The following is a 20562-nucleotide window of genomic DNA, read 5'->3' on the forward strand; positions in this document are numbered from 1 at the left end:
TGATGGGAACAAAACCTAAAACAATATATCGTTTAAAATATAGCGTTGCGTGTAAGTGGGGGTCATACTCAGTCAAAACATGCAAGTAATTTAAAGTCAATTTAAGATAATTAGGCACAATAGCCGTAAAAAGTTTAAGGCTGTATTTGAAAACTCTATTTAGTATTTATCTCTTTTTATCGTTGAACCCACTCTTTTTAGAAGCTAAAGAGATCACTTGGTCTCAATTCTTGGAAAATTTTAAAAACAAGAATGAATACGACAAACCTAAGCCCCTAATTGTTGAAAAAAACAATGAAAAACAGCAAATCTTAGACAAAAACCAGCAAATCTTAAAAAGGGCTTTGGAAAAAAGCCTTAAATTTTTCTTTATTTTTGGATACAACTATTCGCAAGCCACTTTTTCAACTTCTAACCAAACCTTAACTCTTGTAGCCAATAGCATAGGGTTTAATACCGCTACGGGCTTAGAGCATTTTTTAAGAAACCACCCTAAAGTCGGTTTTAGAATCTTTAGCGTCTATAACTATTCCCATTCCGTTTCGCTCTCCCAACCTCAAATCCTAATGGTGCAAAATTACGGGGGCGCGTTAGATTTTTCTTGGATTTTTGTGGATAAAAAAACCTATCGTTTTAGGAGTTATTTAGGAATCGCTTTAGAGCAAGGGGTGTTATTGGTGGATACGATTAAATCCGGCGCTATCACAACAATCATCCCAAGAACCAAGAAAACCTTTTTCCAAGCCCCCTTTCGCTTCGGTTTTATCGTGGATTTTATCGGCTATTTGTCTTTGCAGTTTGGGATTGAAATGCCTTTAGTGAGGAATGTTTTTTACACCTACAATAACCATCAAGAAAGATTCAAACCACGATTCAACGCTAACCTTTCTTTAATCGTTTCGTTTTAGACTCCCTTTAGATCCCCTTTTAAATAAGCCCATGATCTTTCTGGGGTATTTTAAAAGCATGGAAAAAACATTCGCTTGAATGCCGTTTTCTTGGCACGCTCTCAAATTTTCTTTATTCCTTAATAAAAGGCTTTTAAACCCCCTTGCGCTAACCCCACCGGTGCGCATGATGACCAACACTTCTTTCAAATAAGAAAAGCTTATTTTTTGCACCACAAACAAGCGGATGATCATCTCAAAATCCGCTGAAATTTTATAATCGGTTTTGTAAAGCCCATAGCGTTCATAAATGGCTTTTTTGACAAAAAGCGTGGGGTGCGCTGGCACCACGCCATAAAGCAAGGTTTTAGGGTCAAACTCCCCGCTTTCATAATAACGGACCACTTTTTCTAAACAATCAGGTTTGACAAACACCAGATCCGCATACACGCTATCGCAATTTTTGTTTTCAAACTCATGCACCACTTTTTCTACCACAAACTCATCTTTGTAAAAATCATCGCTATTCAATAAAGCGATAATATCCCCACTAGAACGCTTTATGCCTTTATTCATAGCGTCATAAATGCCCTCATCTTTTTCACTTATTGCACAAGCGATTTTATCTTTATATTTTTGAATGATTTCTAAAGTGCCATCCGCACTAGCCCCATCTATAATGATGTATTCAATGTTTTGATAAGTTTGATTAAGCACGGAAAGAATGGTGTCTTCAATGGTTTTTTCGCTATTAAAACACGCCGTGATCACAGAAACTTTTAACAATCCAACCCTCTTTTTTGATAAACTCCCCCTGATTAAGTTTTAAACAAATTCACTTGTTTGTCTAAATTCATGGTCGTTCCGCTCACATGCGTGGCGATGTTTAAAATATCTGAAGAATCCGCTAAGGTTTTAGAAGCCACTTTTTCCACTTCTGCAAAATCGCTTACCATAGCTTCAATTTGGCGTCCGGATTTGGCGTAATCGTCCATGCTTTGATTGCTATCTCGCACGACTGAGCTTAGATTAGAACTCATTTTTTCGTAAGTTTCTTGCACGCTTTTACTCATATCGCTCAAGCGTTCCATTTTTTGCGAATTGAGATTCATTTGCGAACTCACGGCGTTGATTTCTTGGACAATCACCATGATAGTGGAATTGATTTCGGCTAAAGACTTTTGAGTGCGCCCGGCTAAATTCCTGACTTCATCAGCCACCACCGCAAAGCCTCTGCCATGCTCGCCGGCCCTTGCGGCTTCAATAGCGGCATTTAGGGCTAATAGATTCGTTTGATCGGCAATATCATTGATAATATCCAAAATGGATTTGACATCATCAGCGTTACGGCTTAATTGCTCCACTTGGCTAGAGAGTTCCTCTTCAGTGTGCGCGCTCTCTATGATTTGAGAAAATAAATCCCCGATCGCATCCTTACTCTCTTTGACAAGCGCTTGCGTTTCAATCAAACGCTTCCTTAACCCTTGAGATTGCTCTATGGAAGCATTCATCATGCTCGCTATATCAGTGGCTTTATTTTTTACGGAATTTAGGGTGGTTGATGAATTTTCCATGCTCTTTTGGGTTTCTTGCGTGATTTGGACTAATTTATCCATTGAAGTTTTATTGAGGGTGGAAATCCCTTTAATCTCTTCCATAATCAAGCGGGCGTTCTCCACAAACAAATTGACCCCACGGCCCACTTGCGAGATTTCATCGTTGCGATCATCCACATCAATTTTGGCCCTCAAATCCTTATCCCCATGGCTGAAAGCGTTGATTTTAAGGACCAATTCGTCAATGCGTTTCACGATCCTTAATTTAGCGTATATGAGCGTCAAAACCACTAACGCTATCGTCGCTGTCAGTATCCAAAGGAATAATTTCGTGGTGTTTTCATTAAAAACCTTATTTACGCCTTCTTTAATCGCTTTATTTTCTGTGTTAATGTCAGTGTAATAAGAAGTCGTTGCGATCACCATTTGAGACACTTCATCATAATGCGAGTAGGCGAATTTTTTCTCCGGCACGCCTCCATCGTATTTAGGCATTTTATAATAAGTGTAGCCTCCCCCTTTTTTAGCCGCTTCCAAATACCCCCTAACATAATACACCCCATCAACGCTCTGAGCGTCAAGCCCTGATTGACCTACGGTTTTAGGATTGACCGGATCAAACAATACCACTCCGTTTTTATCCACCACCACCATATAAATCATGCCCTTATCGTCGTTAATGCGTTTGAAATAATCTAACGCCATTTTTCTTGCAGTAGCATTATCAAAACTTTTGTAATACTCATGAATGCCCTGTTCAATAATTTTTGTCATGTAAGCGAGCGTTTTTTCACGCTTTTTGTATTGCCCGGTTTCTAAATGCTCCATGAGTTGCGCTAACACATCTTTTTGCATAACCTTTACAAAACCAATAAAAAGCCCCCCTAAACCTAAAAGAGCGGCTAGCACGACAAACATAATGCGAGTCCCTAGCGAAGCAAATACTGAAGCAAACATCATTTATCTCCTATCAATCATTTTTAAGTCAAACCCTAATTTGAGAGTTTAGCCTCCAAATGCCCCCCCCCCCCCCCGAAAAATGAGAGACGCAAAGTAAAATTAAACCCCGGTTGTTTGAAAACCGCTGAAAAAGTGAAAAACCAACAATTTACAATTATAGAACACCCTTTTTTAAGTTAGGCTTAAAAATAAAATAATAAAAATAAAAAATCTTATTCAACTTCACTTTCCTTAATGGATTTGACGTTCAAAGTCCTCCCGTCTTTTGAAGTGGGGATTTTGATGCTCCCCTCTTTTAATTTTTCTGCCAATCTTTCCAACAATGGGTTTTTGAAATCGTAGTTGATGATTTCCCAGTTATGTTCCAGTTCAGGCGTTACTTTCTTGCCTTTTTCTTCAGTGATGTATTTAATAATCAAATCCCGTATTTGCCCGTTATCTTGCAATGCATCGTAAGAATCATAATACCTATCAGCGTCTGTAACCAGCTTTAAAGTCGTGGATAACGTCCCGAATCGGTAATTGTTGATCGCTAATTTATACGTTGCTTTAGGGTTAATGGGTTTTCCGTTAATTGTCGGATTAATGATTCTTTGTCCGGCGGGTTTGGTAACGTCAACTTGGTATTTCACGCCAGAAAACATGTCAAAGTTATAGCCACGAACATTTTCATTAAAACTGATCGTCAAATCGCCCGGTTGCAACTGGTTGTAAAATTTATACGACCATTCCATGTATTTCAACAGGTTTTCACCCGTGATACGCACCCCAATGAGCGTATTAGCGAACTTATAAATGTAGGCAACATCTTTCCTTTTGAAAGGCCCTTTTTTCAAATTTGCCCCAAAATTGAACAAGGCTGCCGCTGAAACATCGGCGTTTGCGTAATATTTTTGGACTTTGTTGATCAATTCTATTACCGGTGTTTCTTGCAAGGCGGCGGTTGGCATCGTGGTGATTTTTTCTTCTCCTGTAATAAAATCAGGCCTGTCAATAAAGGTTTTTGTCACTTCGCCAACCACTTCATTAGCGTATTCTTTTGATTTTTTATCCACATATTCGTATTTTTTCGCTAATTCTTCATCTTCTGGAATATCTTTAGTGGGTAAATTTTCAGTCGTTATGGTTTTTTTCTTCGTTTGGGTGTCAAACACCACCACGCCCTTTGCCAGATAAGCCCCATACGCTCCAGGCTCAATGGTATGCACTTTCCCTACTTTGGTGTTATAAACCGCATGCTCATGCCCGGCAAAAATGATGTCAAATTGCGGGAATTTTTTCGCCAAATCCGGTATCCCATCGCCACCTTTCTCATCTTCTCGCCCCAAATGAAAAGCGCCAATCAAAATATCATACTTCCCTTTTAACTCACTCAAGGTCTTTTTTAGCGCTTCTTCAGCGTCCAAAAACTTCAACCCTGCAAAATGTTCAGGCGTAGAGGCCTCCCAAGTTGGGACATGCGGCACCAAAAACCCCACAACCGCCACCCTCACGCCATCAATTTTTTTAATCACATAAGGTTTTACAAACGGCTTATTGTCCGCAGTTTTAATGATATTCGCATTCACGACATCGCCATTAAACCCCTTGATATTTTTTTCTAAAAAATCTTTACTGAAATTGAACTCGTGATTGCCAAGCACACGAATATCAAATTTCAAATCGTTTTCGGCTCGAACTAATGGGTGGATAGGCTCATTATTAAACAACTCCGCGCTATTACCTTGCAACAAATCTCCGCTGTCAATCAAAATCACGTTTTTATTTTCAGCCCTCTGCTTTTTGATTAAAGTCGCAATCCTTGTCAAACCATTATTGGGTTTTTGCTCCCCCACGGCATAATCATACGAAAAAAGCCGCCCATGAATGTCTGAAGTTTCCAAAAACACGATTTTGACTTCTTTTGCCGATATTGAAAGCGCCAGCGTGAAAAAGACGGCTAAAATTAATTTTTTCATTGAAATTTTCCTAGTGAAAGATATTCGTAGCATTATTTTTACATAAAATTAACGCTGATGCGATGATTTTGATTGGCATGTAACGCCTAAAACGGATAAGGGGGTAAATGGGTAAAACGGGTAAGGGGATAGGGGAGTAAAATCATTCCCCCCATTCATCAAACCCCCACTTCAGACCATTCAGCGCGTTTGTCCAAAAAAGCGCGCGCTAAATCCTGTGCGCCCTCTAAAGTGTGGTTAGCCGCCCAACCGCATTGCTTTTCATTGCTGGCAGGCACTTCTTTAGCCTTTAACACGTCTTGCATCGTCTTTTCTAAAACCTCTAAAATCTCTGTGTAATTGTCATGGTTTAACACCGTTAAATAAAACCCCGTTTGGCAACCCATAGGCGACCAATCCACGACATAATTGGCATGGTTGCGGATGATTTCAGCGACTAAATGCTCTAAAGAGTGTAGGCTTGGCATGTCCATGTGATCTTGGTTGGGCTGCTTGAAGCGCACATCGTATTTGACAATCAAATCCCCATTAACGCCCTTTTTGCGATCAGCGACACGCACATAAGGGGCTTTGACTTTGGTGTGATCCAAATTGAAACTCTCTACATTCATTTTCATGTTTTTAACTCCTTTATTCATAAATTGTAATGAAACTTTAGCTTATTTTAGCGAACGCTTGCTCTAAATCTTCTAACAGATCCTGTTCATGCTCAATCCCCACAGACAAGCGCACCAAACCATCTCTGATTCCGGCGGCTTCTCGTTGCTCTTTAGGGATACACGCATGGGTCATTAACGCTGGAATCCCCACCAAGCTTTCCACCCCGCCCAAACTCTCGCCTAAAATGAATAATTTAAGGCTTTCTACAAAAAGAGCCGCCTCGCTGTCATTTTTAAGGGTGAAAGAGAGCATCCCGCTAAAGCCACGCATTTGGGCTTTGGCTAGATCGTAATTAGGGTGGGTGGGAAGGCCTGGGTAATAAACCCTTTCCACTTTAGGGTGTTTTTCTAAAAATTCAGCCACGCAAAGGGCGTTTTTTTGATGGGCCTCCATGCGCAATCCCAGCGTTTTAATCCCTCTTTGCAACAGCCAGCTGTCTTGAGGGCCTAAAACCCCACCGATAGCGTTTTGGAAAAAGGCGATCTCTTGGGCTAGCGCTTCATTATTGGTGGTTACAAGCCCAGCGACCACATCGCTATGCCCGCCTAAATATTTTGTGCCGCTATGCACCACAACGTCCGCCCCTAAAAGAAGCGGGTTTTGGCAATAGGGGGTGGCAAAGGTGTTATCCACGATAGTGAGCAAACCATGATCTTTAGCGACACTAGCGCATTGCGCTAAATCCGTGATTTTAAGCAAGGGGTTACTAGGGGTCTCTAAATAAAGGGCTTTGGTGTTGGGCTTGATAGCCTTTTTAATTTGGGATATGTCGCTAGTGTCTATAATGGTGCAAGAAAGCCCGTTTTTAGAAAGCACCTTATTAAACAAGCGGAAAGTCCCCCCATAAACATCATCGCCCAATAACACATGATCGCCTGATTGCAAGAGGGAAAAAACGGCGTGGATCCCAGCTAGTCCAGAGGCAAAAGCAAACCCCTTAACCCCCCCTTCTAAATCAGCGATGAGCTCTTCTAAAGCAAAGCGCGTGGGGTTGCCTGAGCGAGAGTATTCATAGCCCTTGTGGCGGCCTATGGCGTCTTGGCGGTAGGTGGAAGTTTGATAAATAGGCACGCTCACCGCCCCCGTTGTCGCGTCCTCACTAATGCCCCCATGGATTAATTTGGTTTGCATGCGCATGGTTTTTCCTTTTGATGAATTCATGAATAAATACCTTTAGAAAGATAACGATCGGCCATGTCCGGGAAAATGGTTAAAACCTGGCTGCCTTCGGGGAGGCGTTGCACCTCTTTTAAAGCTGCTGCAAAAGCTGCCCCACTAGAGCTCCCCACTAATAAGCCGTTTTTCTTAGCTAACTTCCTAGTATAGCTAAAACCCTCTTCATCTGAGATTGTTTCAAAACGATCAATATCCAAGTTTGCGAAAAAAGGAGGGATGAACTCCACGCCAATGCCCTCAATCTCATGGGGTCCAGGCTCTCCCCCATTCAAAATAGAACCCTCCGGCTCCACCCCAATCAAGCGAATGTTAGGGATGTGTTCTTTCAAATACTTAGCTGTGCCTGCAAAAGTGCCACCACTCCCTATCCCGGCTACAAAGCTCGTAAAATTTGTGCCTAATTCTTGGACAATTTCAGGGGCTAGGGTGTGGTAGTAGGCTGCGGGATTATCAGGGTTTTCAAATTGCAAGGGCAAATAGCTATCAGGGATACTTTCGGCTAACTCTTTACTTTTTTTAATGGCGCCAGAAATCCCCTCGCTAGTAGGCGTATTGATCACTAAAGCCCCCAAAGCTCTCATGATTTGCTGTTTTTCTACGCTGAATTTTTCCGGGACAACAAAGATGGTTTTGAGATGGTGCTTGATTGCCACTAAAGCTAGAGCGATGCCGGTATTGCCTGCGGTAGGCTCAATGATGGTCGTTGTGGAAGTGATTTTGTGCGTTCTAAACGCTTCTTTTATGAGATATTGGCCTAAGCGATCTTTAACGCTCCCTCCTGGGTTTAGATGCTCTAATTTAGCGTAAATGGCGGACTTTAATGGAATGGGGTAATCCTTTCTGGTGAATTTAAAAATGGGGGTGCGGCCTATGGCGTCTTGCATTGCGGTAAGGATCATTATTCCTCCTAATAATAAACAATAAAACTCAATTTTAGCGATTATGCCTAAACTCGTTAAATGGAGTAAGATTTAGGGTAAAATGTTGGCTTATTAAGATCGATAAGGAGCTTTCATGGAAACGATAGAATGGAATGAGAAGCAAAGAAAAGCGTTTCAAGACTTGTTGAGAGAGTTTGTAGCGCTAATAGACGCTAAAGTGCAAGAGAAAAAACAAACGGGTAAAAAACCAAAGATACCAAAGTATGCTTCATGCCAAAACGGGCTGAACAAGTTTTTAGCGCCATGGGGTTATGCGTGTAAAATCAGTCTTGGCTCTTGGGACTTATCCTATGAGCCATCCATCGCCTTTTGCCGTCAGGATATTTTAGGGGAAGGGTTTGTCAATGGTGAAAAACCAACCCCAAAAAAAGGTTTTTACCTTTGGCTTGCTTACTGTTGGAAAGATTTGAAAAAGATTTCTCTTTGCATAGGTCGATCCATAGAGGAGAATGGGGAAAAAGAGTGTCAAAAATGCTTGGTGTATGACAAAATCATTGATCCTAATGGAGATGCATACTACCAAGAGAGCTATGACGATTTAGAATCCCATCTTGAAAACATTACCAACGATTTTTTACGCTTTGCTAACGAATTTAATCAAATCCCCACTGCACATTTTGAGTTAGAGCCATCTAGTGCAAGCCATTAAAACACCCCCCCATACCAAAAAGAACTCTCTCATAAGGGATTTTCCTAAAATCCCACCAACGCTTTTAAGCTAAACCTTAAAAAAGCTATCGTTTGGTTACAATCAAGTTTTGATATTTGGATTAAAAAACGCTTTGAGTGTTTGTTAGATTTTGCAATCGGTATCCCATTGATGAAAATGAGAAAAGCAAGCAGGTTTTGATTAAAACCGCTCGCTTGAAAGAAGTTTTTAAGCGCGTTTAAATTTTATTCCACTTCCGCATCAATCACATCATCGTCTTTTTTCTTGGGCTGCTCGGCGTTGTTTTTATTCGCCATAGCTTCGCCTAATTTTTGAGCCGCTTGCGCTAACGCTTTTGTCTTGTCTTCAAGCTCCGCTTTAGTAGCATTATCGTTTTTGACGCACTCTTTAAGGGCGTTAATGGCGTTTTGGATCTCGTTAGCGTCGTTTTCATTCAAATTCGTTTTATGCTCATCAAGGCTCTTTTGGGTTTGGTGTGCCAAACTATCGGCATGGTTTCTCGCTTCAATCACTTCTTTTTTCCTAGCGTCTTCTTCTTTGTGCAATTCAGCGTCTTTAACCATTTTTTCAATCTCGCTATCAGACAACCCGCTAGAGCCAGAAATTTTAATCTCTTGGCTTTTACCGGTATTTTTATCTTGCGCTGACACGGTTAAAATCCCGTTAGCGTCAATATCAAAGGTTACTTCAATTTGCGGCACGCCTCTTGGAGCGGGTGCGATGCCTTGCAAATCAAATTTACCCAACGATTTATTATCCCTTGCCAAATCCCTTTCGCCTTGTAAAACCATAATAGACACAGCGGGCTGGTTGTCTTCAGCGGTTGAGAACACTTGAGATTTTTTCGCCGGGATAGTCGTGCCCCTATCAATCACTTTAGTCATCACGCCCCCTAAAGTTTCAATCCCAAGGCTTAAAGGCGTAACATCTAATAAAAGCACATCTTTCACATCGCCTTTTAACACGCCCCCTTGAATGCTCGCGCCCACCGCCACGACTTCATCAGGATTGACGCTTTTATTCAAATCTTTGTTGATAAAGGCTTTCACCCTTTCTTGGACTTTAGGGATACGAGTGGAGCCGCCCACCATCACCACTTCTGAAATCTCATTTTTGGTTAGCCCTGCGTCTTTGATCACGCTTTCAATTTTAGAAATCGTTTCTTCCACTAGATCTTCTGTCAAGCTTTCAAATTTAGCCCTAGTGAGTTTTTTCACCAAGTGTTTAGGCCCGGTAGCGTCTGCGGTGATAAAGGGCAAATTGATTTCAGTCTCCATCGCAGAGCTCAATTCTTTTTTAGCGTTTTCAGCCGCTTCTTTCAAGCGTTGCAACGCCATCACATCGTTTTTAATTTCAATCCCCGTTTCGCTTTTAAACTCACTCGCCAAGAAATCAATCACACGATTGTCAAAATCATCGCCCCCTAAAAACGCATCGCCCCCTGTGGCTAAAACTTCTACGACATTATCGCCTGTTTCTAAAACGGTAACATCAAAAGTCCCCCCACCCAAATCATAAACCATGATTTTTTCGCTCTCTTTTTTATCCAAGCCATAAGCTAACGCCGCGCTTGTAGGTTCATTGATGATCCTTAAAACATTAAGCCCTGCAATCGTGCCGGCTTCTTTAGTCGCTTTCCTTTGGCTGTCGTTAAAATAAGCAGGAACGGTGATAACCGCTTCAGTAACGCTCTCGCCCAAATAACTTTCAGCGTCTTCTTTGAGCTTCATTAAAATTTTGGCTGAAATCTCTTGAGGGGTATAAACTTTACCCGAAATCTCAATCGCGCAAGCCCCATTCCTATCCACAATCTTATAAGGCAAGCGTTTTTCGGCTTCTTTAGCCTTATCTTCATTAAACATCAAGCCCATGATTCTTTTAATAGAATAAATGGTTTTTTCTGGATTGGTTACCGCTTGTCTTTTGGCGCTCTCGCCCACTAAAATCTCGCCCTTATCCGTAAAAGCCACAATAGAAGGAGTGGTGTTTTTACCCTCTTTATTAGCAATAATCTTTGCTTCATTGCCTTCATAAACCGCCATTGCGGAGTTGGTTGTCCCTAAATCAATTCCAATAACTTTTCCCATGCGTTATCCTTTCTTATTAAAATAAATGTTTTAATCGTTTTTAGCAATGCTCACCATTGCCGGCCTCAAAACCCTACCCTTATACTTGTAACCCTGTTGCAAAACCTGCACGATTTTCCCGTTTTCTTTTTCTTCGCTTTTGACTTGCATGATCGCATTGTGGAAATTAGGATCAAATTCTTCTAAGCATTCAATCCCCTCAATGCCATGCCTTGCTAAAACTTCATGCAACTTTTCCATCGTAAGCTCCAAGCCTTTGGTTAAAGCGCTCTCTTTATCCACTTCTACAGCGCTCTTATGAGCCCCAAGAAGTGCATCAATCACCGGCAATAGATCCAATGCGATTTTTTCATACGCATACTCTAACGCCATGCTCTTGTCTCTTTCTAAGCGCTTTTTCACGTTTTCAAAATCCGCATGTACTCTTAAATATTGTTCATGCATTTCCTTGTATTTAAGCTCAAAATCTTCCTTGATCTCGCCTTCTTTTTCGCTCGCTTCTTGCTTTTCTTCACCTTGTTGTTCTTTGCAAGCGCAAGCCTTTTGATAAGACTCCGGCTCTTTTGGGCTTAAATGATCGTGTTCTTGGTTGTGTTCATCTTTCATTATTCCTCCTTAGAAATCGTTTGAAAAAACCCTTCATAGTCGCATTCCAATTTCCCCACGCAAAGCAGTTGCGCTCGCTCGTTTTGAAATTCTATAGGGCGCGTTACTAGCATGCAATCAGGCTCTATAAAATGCAACCCTTTTTTGAAACGCTCCAAAACCTTACCCTCTAAAATGTCAAAAAATAAAGGGCTGTTTAAAAGCGTTTTTAACCCCATTAGATTAAAGCGTGTGATTTGCGTGTTGGAATACTCCAAGCGCTCTAATTGCCTAGCCAAACTCAACGCATTGACAGAAGCAGCGATTGAGCGCACTTCTTTAACGCTTCTACCCACAAGCTCTAATAAAAACTTTTCCATTTTAACGCTGTAACTCATCGTGCAAGAAAACGCCAAAAAGTCCAAAATCAAAAAGCGTTTTTCGCACTCAATGACTCTTTCTAAACGCTCCAAACTCGGTTTTTTTAACAGCGTAAAAAGCCTAAAATTTTCACTCGCGCTTTTTAAGCGTTTTTCATTTACCCTTAAAACTTCAAAGCGCAACGACTTTTGCCAATAGTTTTCAAACGCCTTAAAAGTGGGCAATCTAGCGCCACTAGAATGGGCTTGATAGAGCATGCCCTCTTTAGAAAGGGTTTGAAAATAGTTCCTGATCGTCGCGCAAGATATTTTCAAGTTTGCCAACTCTTTTAAGCGTTTAGAACTAATGGGTTCTAAAGTCTGCAGATAGGTTTTAACAAACGCATCTAACAAACTTTCTTTTTTATTCAAATCAGAACCTACTTTAATTCTTCTTAACATCATTATTTGAAAAATCTCGTCAATCACCATTCTTGATGAAAGAACCCTCGCATTATAGCATAAAAAGTTAATAATCTATCACTTGTTTTAAAAAAGTGATAAAAATTACCCGATTTTTCTTTAAAGTTTAGTCTATATCACTAAATTTATTTACTAGTATTAAATTAGGATTTTTTATAGAGTTAATTTAATTTTAGCGATCCCCTAACTTATGCCCTCTATTAGACAAAACGAACAAAACTTGTTATCATGCTAAACATGAACACACACACAAGAGGCATTGACAGCAATCTGATTCATTCGCTCAAAAGCATTTCATTATCCATGTTTAGAAAGGGTTTTTTTGGGCTTTATCAAGGCTCTATTTCAGCGCGCATTGGCACGAATCAATTTGTGATCAATAAAAGGAACGCTGTTTTTGATCAATTGAATGAAAACACCTTGTTGGTTTTGCATGACAAAATTGATTATCGCTGGAAAGAAGCGAGCCTGGATTCGCCCATTCATGCGAGCGTGTATAGGGAGTTCTTGGACGCTAAATTCATCGCTTATGCGCGCCCTCCTTATAGTTTGGCGTATTCCTTGCGCCACAACCGATTGCTCCCTAGAGATTATTTAGGGTATCGTTCTTTGGGCGAAGAAATTTCCATTTTTAACCCCAAAGACTATGACAGCTGGCAAGAAAGAGCGGATACAGAAATTTTACGCCAACTGCAAGAGAGCAAAAAATATTTTGTCTTCATTAAGGGGTGTGGGATTTTTGCCTACCACAGGGAGCTTTCTAAACTCATGGAAGTTTTTGATTTGATTGAAAACTCATGCAAGGTTTTACGACTGGGCGATTTAATGGATTATTGCTATAATGATGATCCACGATTGAGCGTGTAAAAAACTAAAAAGGATAAAACATGACCATCAACACCTACACCCCTAATTTCACACAGCTCCAAACCCTGAACAATATCAATAATGACGCAACCATAAAGGATAGGAATCAAGTAGAGCAAGATTTACAACAAAGCAGTATTCAAGATGGTTTCAGCCAAGATAATACGCAAAACGCCCCTGATTTTGACAGGTTACAAGCTTTAAATACTATCAATAATGACGGCGAGATTAAAGATAAATCCCAAGTTGAAAAAAACCTTGTTGATGGCGGAAATGTCCCTGAAATTTATTCCAGCCTAGACACATACGCTTAAAAAGGGGTTTTACCATTCTTTTAAAGCCATTTTGATCGCTTCTATCACGCAATCAATCCCGCCCGCTAAACTAAAAAGCCAGTATTTGTGCGCGTAAATGTATTCCAATTGCTTAGCCCTTAATTCGTCTTCATTATTCGTTTTTTTACACACGATTTCAGCGATATGCAATTCCTGGTGGAAGATGTAAGATTGTATCGCATCCATAAAATACGAATTGAATTGCTTGTCATCAAAAAGCTCTTTAATGTTATCAATTTCAGCGCTCAAATTTTCTAATGCTTTAAAATCCAGCTCTTCTAATTTTTTTTCTTCATGAAGCTTTTCCACTTCTTCTAAAAATGGCGCCACTTTCAAAAACACTTCTTCAACTTGAGTTTTTTTCTCATTGGCGTATTTGATGATTTCTTCGCATTTTTGTTTAGCGATCCTTAAATTTTTAGCCTGTTCTGATTTAGTGGGATAGATCAGATTGATAGGGGGCTTTGGCTTGGATTTGTCTATTTTTTCACACACTTCTTTAAAAGGCATTTCTTTAGTCCCTTTAATCCTAGCCCCCCCTTCAGTAGCGTTAATGACTTCTAATTTATAGGGCGTGTTGAAAATATCTTTTTCAAAAAATTCTAAGAAAAGTTTCCACACTAAAGTGGTTTCTACTTCCCCATTACCCCCGTATTTTTCTATAAAAATCTTATCCTTATCTTTTTTAGGCTTAATCTCTCTATCGCCATAAATTGCCCCACTGGCATGGCTGCTACCGCTTTGTGAAAAGCTCAAATCTTGCCCGATAAACACGCACCTTTTGAAACGAGAATGCACCACTAATTCATACGCCATGTTCGCTGCGCTCATGCCTATGCCCACATAACCATATTGGTGCAAATCAAAAAGGTTGGTATAGCCAAAGGGGCGGAAACTGAATTGCTTAACCCCTTTTTGAATCGCTTTAATCAATCGTTTATGCACAATGGAAGTCAAAGCAAAGATAACGCCTTCTTGAAAATCTAAGGGGGTTTCTTCATAGAATTTCGCCGTTAAATCCACCCTTTCTAAAGACAGCACAATATCAGGCTTGATACCGGCTCTGGCTAAAATAGGGAAAGAAGCGTCTATGCAAAAAAGCGTCGCATAAGGGGCGATTTCTTTTAAAAGGGGGAGTTGCTTGTTCAAACTGGGCCCGGTTGAGACAATAATCGCGGTGTCTCTGTTTTTCAAAGCATTCACAAAATCCACTAAACTAGGGCTTTTGATGACTTCAGGCAGATTAGCGGCATGCTGTTTGATGCCTATAAGCGCGTCTTTAGCGTCATTGCCTACGCTAATAGCACCATGCTCTAAAGCGCGCGTGAAATGCTGGTTGATTTCTATCATTTGACTAGAGTATCGTTCATAATAAGCGTTAAAAAGTTTTAAATCATACATTCTTGCGTATAAACGAGATTTTTTATCCATATCAAACAATGAAGCGATCATGTTGTAATTGCAAAAACCCGCATGCAACAAAATCAAACGATTTTCTAAAATCTCAGTGGAAAAATCCAAGAGATTCAGCACGATGAAAATAACCTCTATTTCAGGCTCAATGACCACCAAGCGTTTTAAATTGCCATTGCCTAAAAGCAAGCGATAAAACACCCCATTACCCAAGCCAAAATAATACAAATAAGGATAAAGCATGTGAATTTCGCTATTTTTGTATAGCTCTAAGCTTGAATCTAGCGGGCTTTTTTCAAATAAGGGGGTGTTTGTTTCTTTATCTAAGAGGTTGAAATTCGCGCTATCATTCCCTAAAAACACTTCGTATTTTTTGTTTTCTTTAATGGCTTTGAGCTTTGCGAACAAGAGAGGGTCTTTTTTGAAAAGAGCTTGTAAGTTTTTTTGATAAATATCCATTATTTTAACTTATAAAAATAACTTATAAAAAGGGCTAACGCCCCTTTGAATCAAGGGCTGTTATTGTAAAAGCCTTAAGACATTTTGTTGCACCGCATTCGCTTGCGCCATAGCAAAACTCCCGCTTTGTGCCAAAATATTGTATTTAGAAAAGTTCGCGCTCTCTTCAGCAAAATCCACATCTCTGATCTGAGATTCAGCCGCTTTAACATTCACTTGGGTTACAGAAATATTGTTAATGGTGGTAACCAATTCCATTTGCACCGAACCCATATCCGAGCGGATCTTGTCTAATTGCGTGCGCGCAGAATCCGCCATGTCCATCACAATCATCGCCCCTTTAAGGCTTGTTACCCCGGCTCCTATACCTTGAGAATTGGTCTCCGCTTGCGCGCCATTAGCGTTCGCTCCGGCTGCTGAAGCCACATTCGCATCAAAAATGCCCCTAACCGCCCTCAAATTCACGGTGTATTCCGCCACCCCTTGAGCGGAATGAAAGCCCACATGACTAAAATTCACACCGCTCACGATGATGTCTCTAGCGTCGGTTCTCGTCAAGGTTAAGCGCCCAATAACCGCATGCTGTGTCCCAGAAATCCCCGCAAAATTCCCTCCCCCAAAAACCTGACCGCTCGCGCTCGCTGCATGCACTGAAATCGCGCGCCCATCAATGGAGTGCAAATTAATGCGCCCTTGAATATCCATGCTCGCTTCCACGCCGGTGCGATCTTTGACGGAGTTGATCGCATTAGTCAATCTGCCGTCAGCGTCGTTTTTATGCACATCATTCACGGTTCCAATTTCTACGCCATTAATGGTAAGCTCTCTCACGGTTCCTGATTGCACGGGAGTGCCACCGGTAGCCATGACATTATAAGAAGCCCTAACGCCTAGAGTGTTAGAAAAGCGGTTGATGATCTCGCTTAACGCCCCAATCCCTGTGCCAGCGCTTGTAGAAATGCGCACGGTTTCAATCTTATAATCATTCACGCCATTGACTTGTTTGAAATTCAAACCCACTTCAGTCAAGTTTTGCGCCGCCGCGCTAGCGAGCATGCCTGCACCACTAAAAGAAGAAGTTTCCATGCGCACATGCCCAATCTTATCTGAGCTCGTTGAGCCAATAGACGCCTTAACCGTGGTGTTAGAATACGCGCCAATTTGAAATTCTTTGTTAGAAAAACTTCCTGAAAGCATTTGTTGGCCGTTAAAGCTTGTGGTGTTAGCGATATTGTCTAGTTCTTCTAACAACCTTTGAATATCGCTCTGGAGTGCTCTTCGGCTTTCTAAAGTTTGCCCGTCTTGAGCGGCTTGAACGGCTTTGGTTTTAATGGTGTCTAAGATTTTGATTTGCTCATCCATCGCTTTATCTGCGGTTTGAACCATACCAATAGCGTCATTAGCGTTGCGAATCGCTTGGCCTAAATTCGCGCTTTGACTCCTTAAGCTATCAGCGATCGCCATCCCACTAGAATCGTCAGCGGCTTTATTGATCCTAAGCCCTGAGCTTAACTTTTCAAGCGAGCTTGAAAGGTCTCTGTTGTTTTGAACCCCTACCGCATGAGAAGTTAAAGCGGCGATATTGGTATTTATCCTAAAACTCATGTTTGCATCCTTTGCATAGATATTTGCTGTTAGTCAAGCAAAGGGTGTTCCAACTCTTTGATTTTTAGCGCCGTTATAGAATTTTATGGTTTGATGAATCGTTTAGTCAAAATTCTATGCTACAATCATTCATTAATAGGTATAAACATTCCATTAAAGGCGTTCAATGAAGCACCTTATTATCGTAGAATCCCCAGCAAAAGCCAAAACCATTAAAAATTTTTTGGATAAAAATTATGAAGTTGTTGCCTCTAAAGGGCATGTCAGGGATTTATCCAAATTCGCTTTAGGCATCAAGATTGATGAAACCGGCTTCACTCCTAATTATGTCGTGGATAAAGACCACAAAGAGCTTGTCAAACAGATCATAGAGCTTTCTAAAAAAGCGTCTATTACTTATATCGCTACCGATGAAGACAGAGAAGGGGAAGCGATAGGCTATCATGTGGCATGTTTGATTGGGGGGAAATTGGAGAGCTATCCTAGGATTGTTTTTCATGAGATCACGCAAAATGCGATTTTAAACGCTCTAAAAACCCCACGACAAATTGACATGTCTAAGGTCAATGCCCAACAAGCCAGGCGTTTTTTAGATCGGATCGTGGGTTTCAAGCTCAGCTCGTTGATTTCATCAAAGATCACTAAAGGCTTGAGCGCTGGGCGGGTGCAAAGCGCGGCTTTAAAGCTTGTGATTGATAGAGAAAGAGAAATCAAAGCCTTTAAGCCTTTAACCTACTTCACGCTAGACGCTTTGTTTGAGCCGCATTTAGAAGCGCAACTCATCAGTTATAAGGGTAACAAACTCAAAGCCCAAGAGCTCATTGATGAAAAAAAAGCCCATGAGATTAAAAGCGAATTGGAAAAAGAAAGCTATATTATTTCTAGTATCGTAAAAAAATCTAAAAAATCCCCCACACCGCCCCCTTTCATGACTTCCACTTTACAGCAAAGCGCTTCCAGTCTCTTAGGCTTTTCGCCCACAAAAACCATGAGTATCGCTCAAAAATTATATGAAGGCGTAGCCACCCCACAAGGCGTTATGGGCGTGATCACTTATATGAGAACGGATAGCTTGAATATCGCTAAAGAGGCTTTAGAAGAAGCGAGGGCTAAGATTTTAAAAAACTATGGCAAAGACTACTTGCCCCCTAAAGCCAAAGTTTATTCCAGCAAGAATAAAAACGCCCAAGAAGCCCATGAAGCGATCAGGCCCACTTCCATTATTTTAGAGCCAAACGCTTTAAAAGACTACCTTAAGCCTGAAGAATTAAAGCTCTATACCTTAATTTATAAACGCTTTTTAGCTTCTCAAATGCAAGACGCTCTTTTTGAAAGCCAAAGCGTGGTTGTGGCTTGCGAAAAGGGCGAGTTTAAGGCGAGTGGGAGAAAACTCCTTTTTGATGGCTATTATAAAATCTTAGGCAATGACGATAAGGACAAATTGCTCCCCAATTTGAAAGAAAATGATCCCATTAAATTAGAAAAACTAGAGAGCAACGCCCATGTTACAGAACCTCCAGCACGCTATTCAGAAGCGAGTTTGATTAAAGTTTTAGAAAGTTTAGGCATAGGCAGGCCCAGCACCTACGCCCCAACGATTTCCCTCTTACAAAACAGAGACTACATCAAGGTAGAAAAAAAGCAAATCAGTGCTTTAGAGAGCGCTTTTAAGGTGATAGAAATTTTAGAAAAGCATTTTGAAGAAATCGTGGATTCCAAATTCAGCGCTTCTTTAGAAGAGGAGCTGGACAATATCGCTCAAAATAAAGCCGACTATCAGCAAGTCTTAAAGGACTTTTACTACCCTTTTATGGATAAAATTGAAGCCGGGAAAAAGAATATCATCTCTCAAAAAGTGCATGAAAAAACCGGCCAATCATGCCCTAAATGCGGGGGGGAATTGGTCAAAAAAAATAGCCGTTATGGGGAATTTATCGCTTGCAACAATTACCCTAAATGCAAATATGTCAAACAGACTGAAAACGCCAATGATGGAGCCAATCAAGAATCGTGCGAGAAATGCGGAGGGGAAATGGTGCAAAAATTCAGCAGAAACGGGGCGTTTTTAGCTTGCAACAACTACCCTGAATGCAAAAACACCAAATCGTTAAAAAACACCCCTAACGCAAACGAAGTAATAGGAGGCGTGAAATGCCCAGAATGCGGGGGGGATATTGCCTTAAAAAGGAGCAGGAAAGGCTCGTTTTATGGCTGTAACAATTACCCTAAATGCAATTTTTTATCCAACCATAAGCCTATCAACAAGCGTTGCGAGAAATGCCATTATTTGATGAGTGAAAGAATGTATCGCAAAAAAAAGGCGCATGAATGCATCCAATGCAAAGAACGCGTGTTTTTAGAGGAAGATAATGGCTAAAGAAAATCCGCCTGTCGTTTTTGGGCCTGTTTTATCCAGGCGTTTTGGGAAGTCTTTGGGCGTGGATTTATCGCCCTCTAAAAAACAATGCAATTACAATTGCATTTATTGCGAGTTGGGTAAAGCCAAGCCCATTGAACGCATGGAAGAAGTGATCAAAGTGGAAACCTTGATTAACGCTATTCAAAACGCCCTAAACAACCTCACCGCCCCCATTGATGTTTTAACCATTACCGCTAATGGCGAACCCACGCTATACCCTCATTTATTAGAGCTTATCCAAAGCATCAAGCCTTTTTTAAAGGGCGTTAAAACTTTGATTTTAAGCAATGGCTCACTCTTTTATGAGCCAAAAGTCCAACAAGCCTTGAAGGAATTTGACATCGTTAAATTTTCTTTAGACGCTATTGATTTGAAAGCCTTTGAAAGAGTGGATAAGCCTTATTCCAAAGACATTAACAAGATTTTAGAGGGGATTTTGCGCTTTTCTCAAATCTATCAGGGGCAACTAGTGGCTGAAGTGCTGTTAATCAAGGGCGTGAATGATAGTGCGAATAATTTAAAGCTCATCGCCGCCTTTTTAAAAAAAATCAATACCGCTAGAGTGGATTTAAGCACCATAGACAGACCCTCAAGCTTTAAAGCCCCTAAATTAAGCGAAGATGAATTATTAAAATGCTCTTTGTTTTTTGAAGGGCTTTGCGTGAGTTTGCCTAAACGATCCATTACTCAAGCTAAAAAATTGGTTTCTTGCGGTATAGACGAATTGCTCGCTTTAATTTCCAGACGTCCTTTAAGCACAGAAGAAGCCCCCCTAATCTTAGAGCCTAGTGCGTTTAAGCATTTAGAAACTTTATTAAACCATAAGCAAATCACGATTAAAAAAGTCGGCTCTTTGGAGTTTTATTGCGCGTTTTAACCTCCATTTGTAGCTTGTAGTTACCTTACTTTAGGGATAGCTCAAGCTTTTAAATAAGGATCTCTTTTACCAAATAGCACCATACCATAAAAAATAACCTCAAAAGCCGACAGATAATTAAAAACTTGGTGTAATGTTTTTAAAACCACCCAAGCAGAAATCCCAAATATCTTTAGTGTTTGGGATGAATGCTTTAGTTCCGCTAGGAACTATATAAAAACCTTAAGTGAAACTAACCTTGATTTTCTATATACGCCTTGATAGT

General features: G+C 40.7%; 17 protein-coding genes. 6 read left to right on the plus strand and 11 right to left on the minus strand.

Annotated elements, in window-relative coordinates; genetic code table 11:
* Positions 1-146 precede the first annotated feature (146 nt).
* A complete protein-coding gene (locus tag H7O61_RS04360; protein ID WP_187875250.1) occupies positions 147-908 on the plus strand; it encodes an outer membrane beta-barrel protein in 762 nt (253 codons plus the stop codon).
* Here H7O61_RS04360 and H7O61_RS04365 read toward each other — a convergent pair.
* From H7O61_RS04365 to H7O61_RS04390, 6 genes are all read right to left on the minus strand, one after another.
* Positions 891-1673: a glycosyltransferase family 2 protein gene (locus tag H7O61_RS04365; protein WP_187875251.1), complete on the minus strand. Its 783-nt coding sequence runs from the start codon at positions 1671-1673 to the stop codon at positions 891-893. The genes H7O61_RS04360 and H7O61_RS04365 overlap by 18 nt on opposite strands.
* A 32-nt stretch (positions 1674-1705) precedes the next feature.
* Positions 1706-3403 carry a methyl-accepting chemotaxis protein TlpB gene (gene tlpB, locus H7O61_RS04370; protein ID WP_187875252.1) on the minus strand — a complete coding sequence of 566 codons (1698 nt, stop codon included), beginning with the start codon at positions 3401-3403 and terminating at the stop codon, positions 1706-1708.
* Between the two features lie 212 nt (positions 3404-3615).
* Complete coding sequence (locus tag H7O61_RS04375) at positions 3616-5328, minus strand: bifunctional metallophosphatase/5'-nucleotidase (protein ID WP_331459585.1); 1713 nt, start codon at positions 5326-5328, stop codon at positions 3616-3618.
* Positions 5329-5519: 191 nt separating this feature from the next.
* Positions 5520-5978, minus strand: coding sequence for an S-ribosylhomocysteine lyase (locus H7O61_RS04380; RefSeq protein ID WP_000783587.1), 459 nt, complete (start codon positions 5976-5978; stop codon positions 5520-5522).
* A 37-nt stretch (positions 5979-6015) separates the two neighbouring features.
* Complete coding sequence (locus H7O61_RS04385; protein WP_187875263.1) at positions 6016-7158, minus strand: cystathionine gamma-synthase; 1143 nt, start codon at positions 7156-7158, stop codon at positions 6016-6018.
* A 20-nt stretch (positions 7159-7178) separates the two neighbouring features.
* The gene (locus H7O61_RS04390) at positions 7179-8096 is read right to left on the minus strand and encodes a PLP-dependent cysteine synthase family protein (RefSeq protein WP_187875254.1); all 918 of its coding nucleotides are present in this window, start codon (positions 8094-8096) and stop codon (positions 7179-7181) included.
* 115 nt (positions 8097-8211) lie between these two features.
* On the opposite strand from H7O61_RS04390, the gene H7O61_RS04395 reads away from it, so the two are divergent.
* Positions 8212-8787, plus strand: coding sequence for a hypothetical protein (locus H7O61_RS04395; protein WP_187875255.1), 576 nt, complete (start codon positions 8212-8214; stop codon positions 8785-8787).
* 245 nt (positions 8788-9032) lie between these two features.
* Here H7O61_RS04395 and dnaK read toward each other — a convergent pair whose 3' ends face one another.
* The 3 genes from dnaK to H7O61_RS04410 are packed head-to-tail and all read right to left on the minus strand — an operon-like array spanning position 9033 to position 12331.
* A complete protein-coding gene (dnaK, locus tag H7O61_RS04400) occupies positions 9033-10895 on the minus strand; it encodes a molecular chaperone DnaK (protein ID WP_015086783.1) in 1863 nt (620 codons plus the stop codon).
* Positions 10896-10925: 30 nt separating this feature from the next.
* The gene (gene grpE, locus H7O61_RS04405; protein WP_001926895.1) at positions 10926-11501 is read right to left on the minus strand and encodes a nucleotide exchange factor GrpE; all 576 of its coding nucleotides are present in this window, start codon (positions 11499-11501) and stop codon (positions 10926-10928) included.
* Positions 11501-12331: an HrcA family transcriptional regulator gene (locus H7O61_RS04410; RefSeq protein WP_187875256.1), complete on the minus strand. Its 831-nt coding sequence runs from the start codon at positions 12329-12331 to the stop codon at positions 11501-11503. Before H7O61_RS04410 ends, grpE begins: the two co-directional genes overlap by 1 nt.
* A gap of 228 nt (positions 12332-12559) precedes the next feature.
* On the opposite strand from H7O61_RS04410, the gene H7O61_RS04415 reads away from it, so the two are divergent.
* Positions 12560-13189 (plus strand): class II aldolase and adducin N-terminal domain-containing protein, encoded by a 630-nt coding sequence (locus H7O61_RS04415; RefSeq protein WP_181346627.1) that lies wholly within the window; start codon positions 12560-12562, stop codon positions 13187-13189.
* Positions 13190-13209: 20 nt separating this feature from the next.
* A complete protein-coding gene (locus H7O61_RS04420) occupies positions 13210-13503 on the plus strand; it encodes a hypothetical protein (RefSeq protein ID WP_187875257.1) in 294 nt (97 codons plus the stop codon).
* A gap of 9 nt (positions 13504-13512) precedes the next feature.
* Here H7O61_RS04420 and H7O61_RS04425 read toward each other — a convergent pair whose 3' ends face one another.
* Both H7O61_RS04425 and H7O61_RS04430 read right to left on the minus strand, forming a co-directional pair.
* Positions 13513-15396: a motility associated factor glycosyltransferase family protein gene (locus H7O61_RS04425; protein ID WP_187875258.1), complete on the minus strand. Its 1884-nt coding sequence runs from the start codon at positions 15394-15396 to the stop codon at positions 13513-13515.
* Between the two features lie 60 nt (positions 15397-15456).
* A complete protein-coding gene (locus tag H7O61_RS04430; protein WP_000010012.1) occupies positions 15457-17001 on the minus strand; it encodes a flagellin B in 1545 nt (514 codons plus the stop codon).
* A gap of 166 nt (positions 17002-17167) precedes the next feature.
* Between H7O61_RS04430 and topA the strand changes: the two genes are divergently transcribed.
* A complete protein-coding gene (topA, locus tag H7O61_RS04435; RefSeq protein ID WP_187875259.1) occupies positions 17168-19378 on the plus strand; it encodes a type I DNA topoisomerase in 2211 nt (736 codons plus the stop codon).
* On the plus strand, positions 19371-20297 hold the full coding sequence (locus tag H7O61_RS04440) for a radical SAM protein (RefSeq protein WP_001961307.1): 927 nt from the start codon (positions 19371-19373) through the stop codon (positions 20295-20297). The genes topA and H7O61_RS04440 overlap by 8 nt, the downstream gene beginning before the upstream one ends.
* The last annotated feature ends 265 nt before the right edge of the window (positions 20298-20562 follow it).

The sequence above is a fragment of the Helicobacter pylori genome (genome assembly GCF_014496965.1).
GTDB lineage: Bacteria > Campylobacterota > Campylobacteria > Campylobacterales > Helicobacteraceae > Helicobacter > Helicobacter pylori_CZ.

Excerpts from the sequence above, each read along its gene's own strand:
- H7O61_RS04425 (WP_187875258.1), bottom strand. The coding sequence starts at position 15,396 with ATGGATATTTATCAAAAAAACTTACAAGCTCTTTTCAAAAAAGACCCT.
- H7O61_RS04410 (WP_187875256.1), bottom strand. The coding sequence starts at position 12,331 with ATGGTGATTGACGAGATTTTTCAAATAATGATGTTAAGAAGAATTAAA.
- dnaK (WP_015086783.1), bottom strand. The coding sequence starts at position 10,895 with ATGGGAAAAGTTATTGGAATTGATTTAGGGACAACCAACTCCGCAATG.
- H7O61_RS04395 (WP_187875255.1), top strand. The coding sequence starts at position 8,212 with ATGGAAACGATAGAATGGAATGAGAAGCAAAGAAAAGCGTTTCAAGAC.
- tlpB (WP_187875252.1), bottom strand. The coding sequence starts at position 3,403 with ATGATGTTTGCTTCAGTATTTGCTTCGCTAGGGACTCGCATTATGTTT.
- H7O61_RS04415 (WP_181346627.1), top strand. The coding sequence starts at position 12,560 with ATGAACACACACACAAGAGGCATTGACAGCAATCTGATTCATTCGCTC.
- H7O61_RS04385 (WP_187875263.1), bottom strand. The coding sequence starts at position 7,158 with ATGCGCATGCAAACCAAATTAATCCATGGGGGCATTAGTGAGGACGCG.
- topA (WP_187875259.1), top strand. The coding sequence starts at position 17,168 with ATGAAGCACCTTATTATCGTAGAATCCCCAGCAAAAGCCAAAACCATT.
- H7O61_RS04420 (WP_187875257.1), top strand. The coding sequence starts at position 13,210 with ATGACCATCAACACCTACACCCCTAATTTCACACAGCTCCAAACCCTG.
- H7O61_RS04440 (WP_001961307.1), top strand. The coding sequence starts at position 19,371 with ATGGCTAAAGAAAATCCGCCTGTCGTTTTTGGGCCTGTTTTATCCAGG.
- H7O61_RS04430 (WP_000010012.1), bottom strand. The coding sequence starts at position 17,001 with ATGAGTTTTAGGATAAATACCAATATCGCCGCTTTAACTTCTCATGCG.
- H7O61_RS04380 (WP_000783587.1), bottom strand. The coding sequence starts at position 5,978 with ATGAAAATGAATGTAGAGAGTTTCAATTTGGATCACACCAAAGTCAAA.
- grpE (WP_001926895.1), bottom strand. The coding sequence starts at position 11,501 with ATGAAAGATGAACACAACCAAGAACACGATCATTTAAGCCCAAAAGAG.
- H7O61_RS04390 (WP_187875254.1), bottom strand. The coding sequence starts at position 8,096 with ATGATCCTTACCGCAATGCAAGACGCCATAGGCCGCACCCCCATTTTT.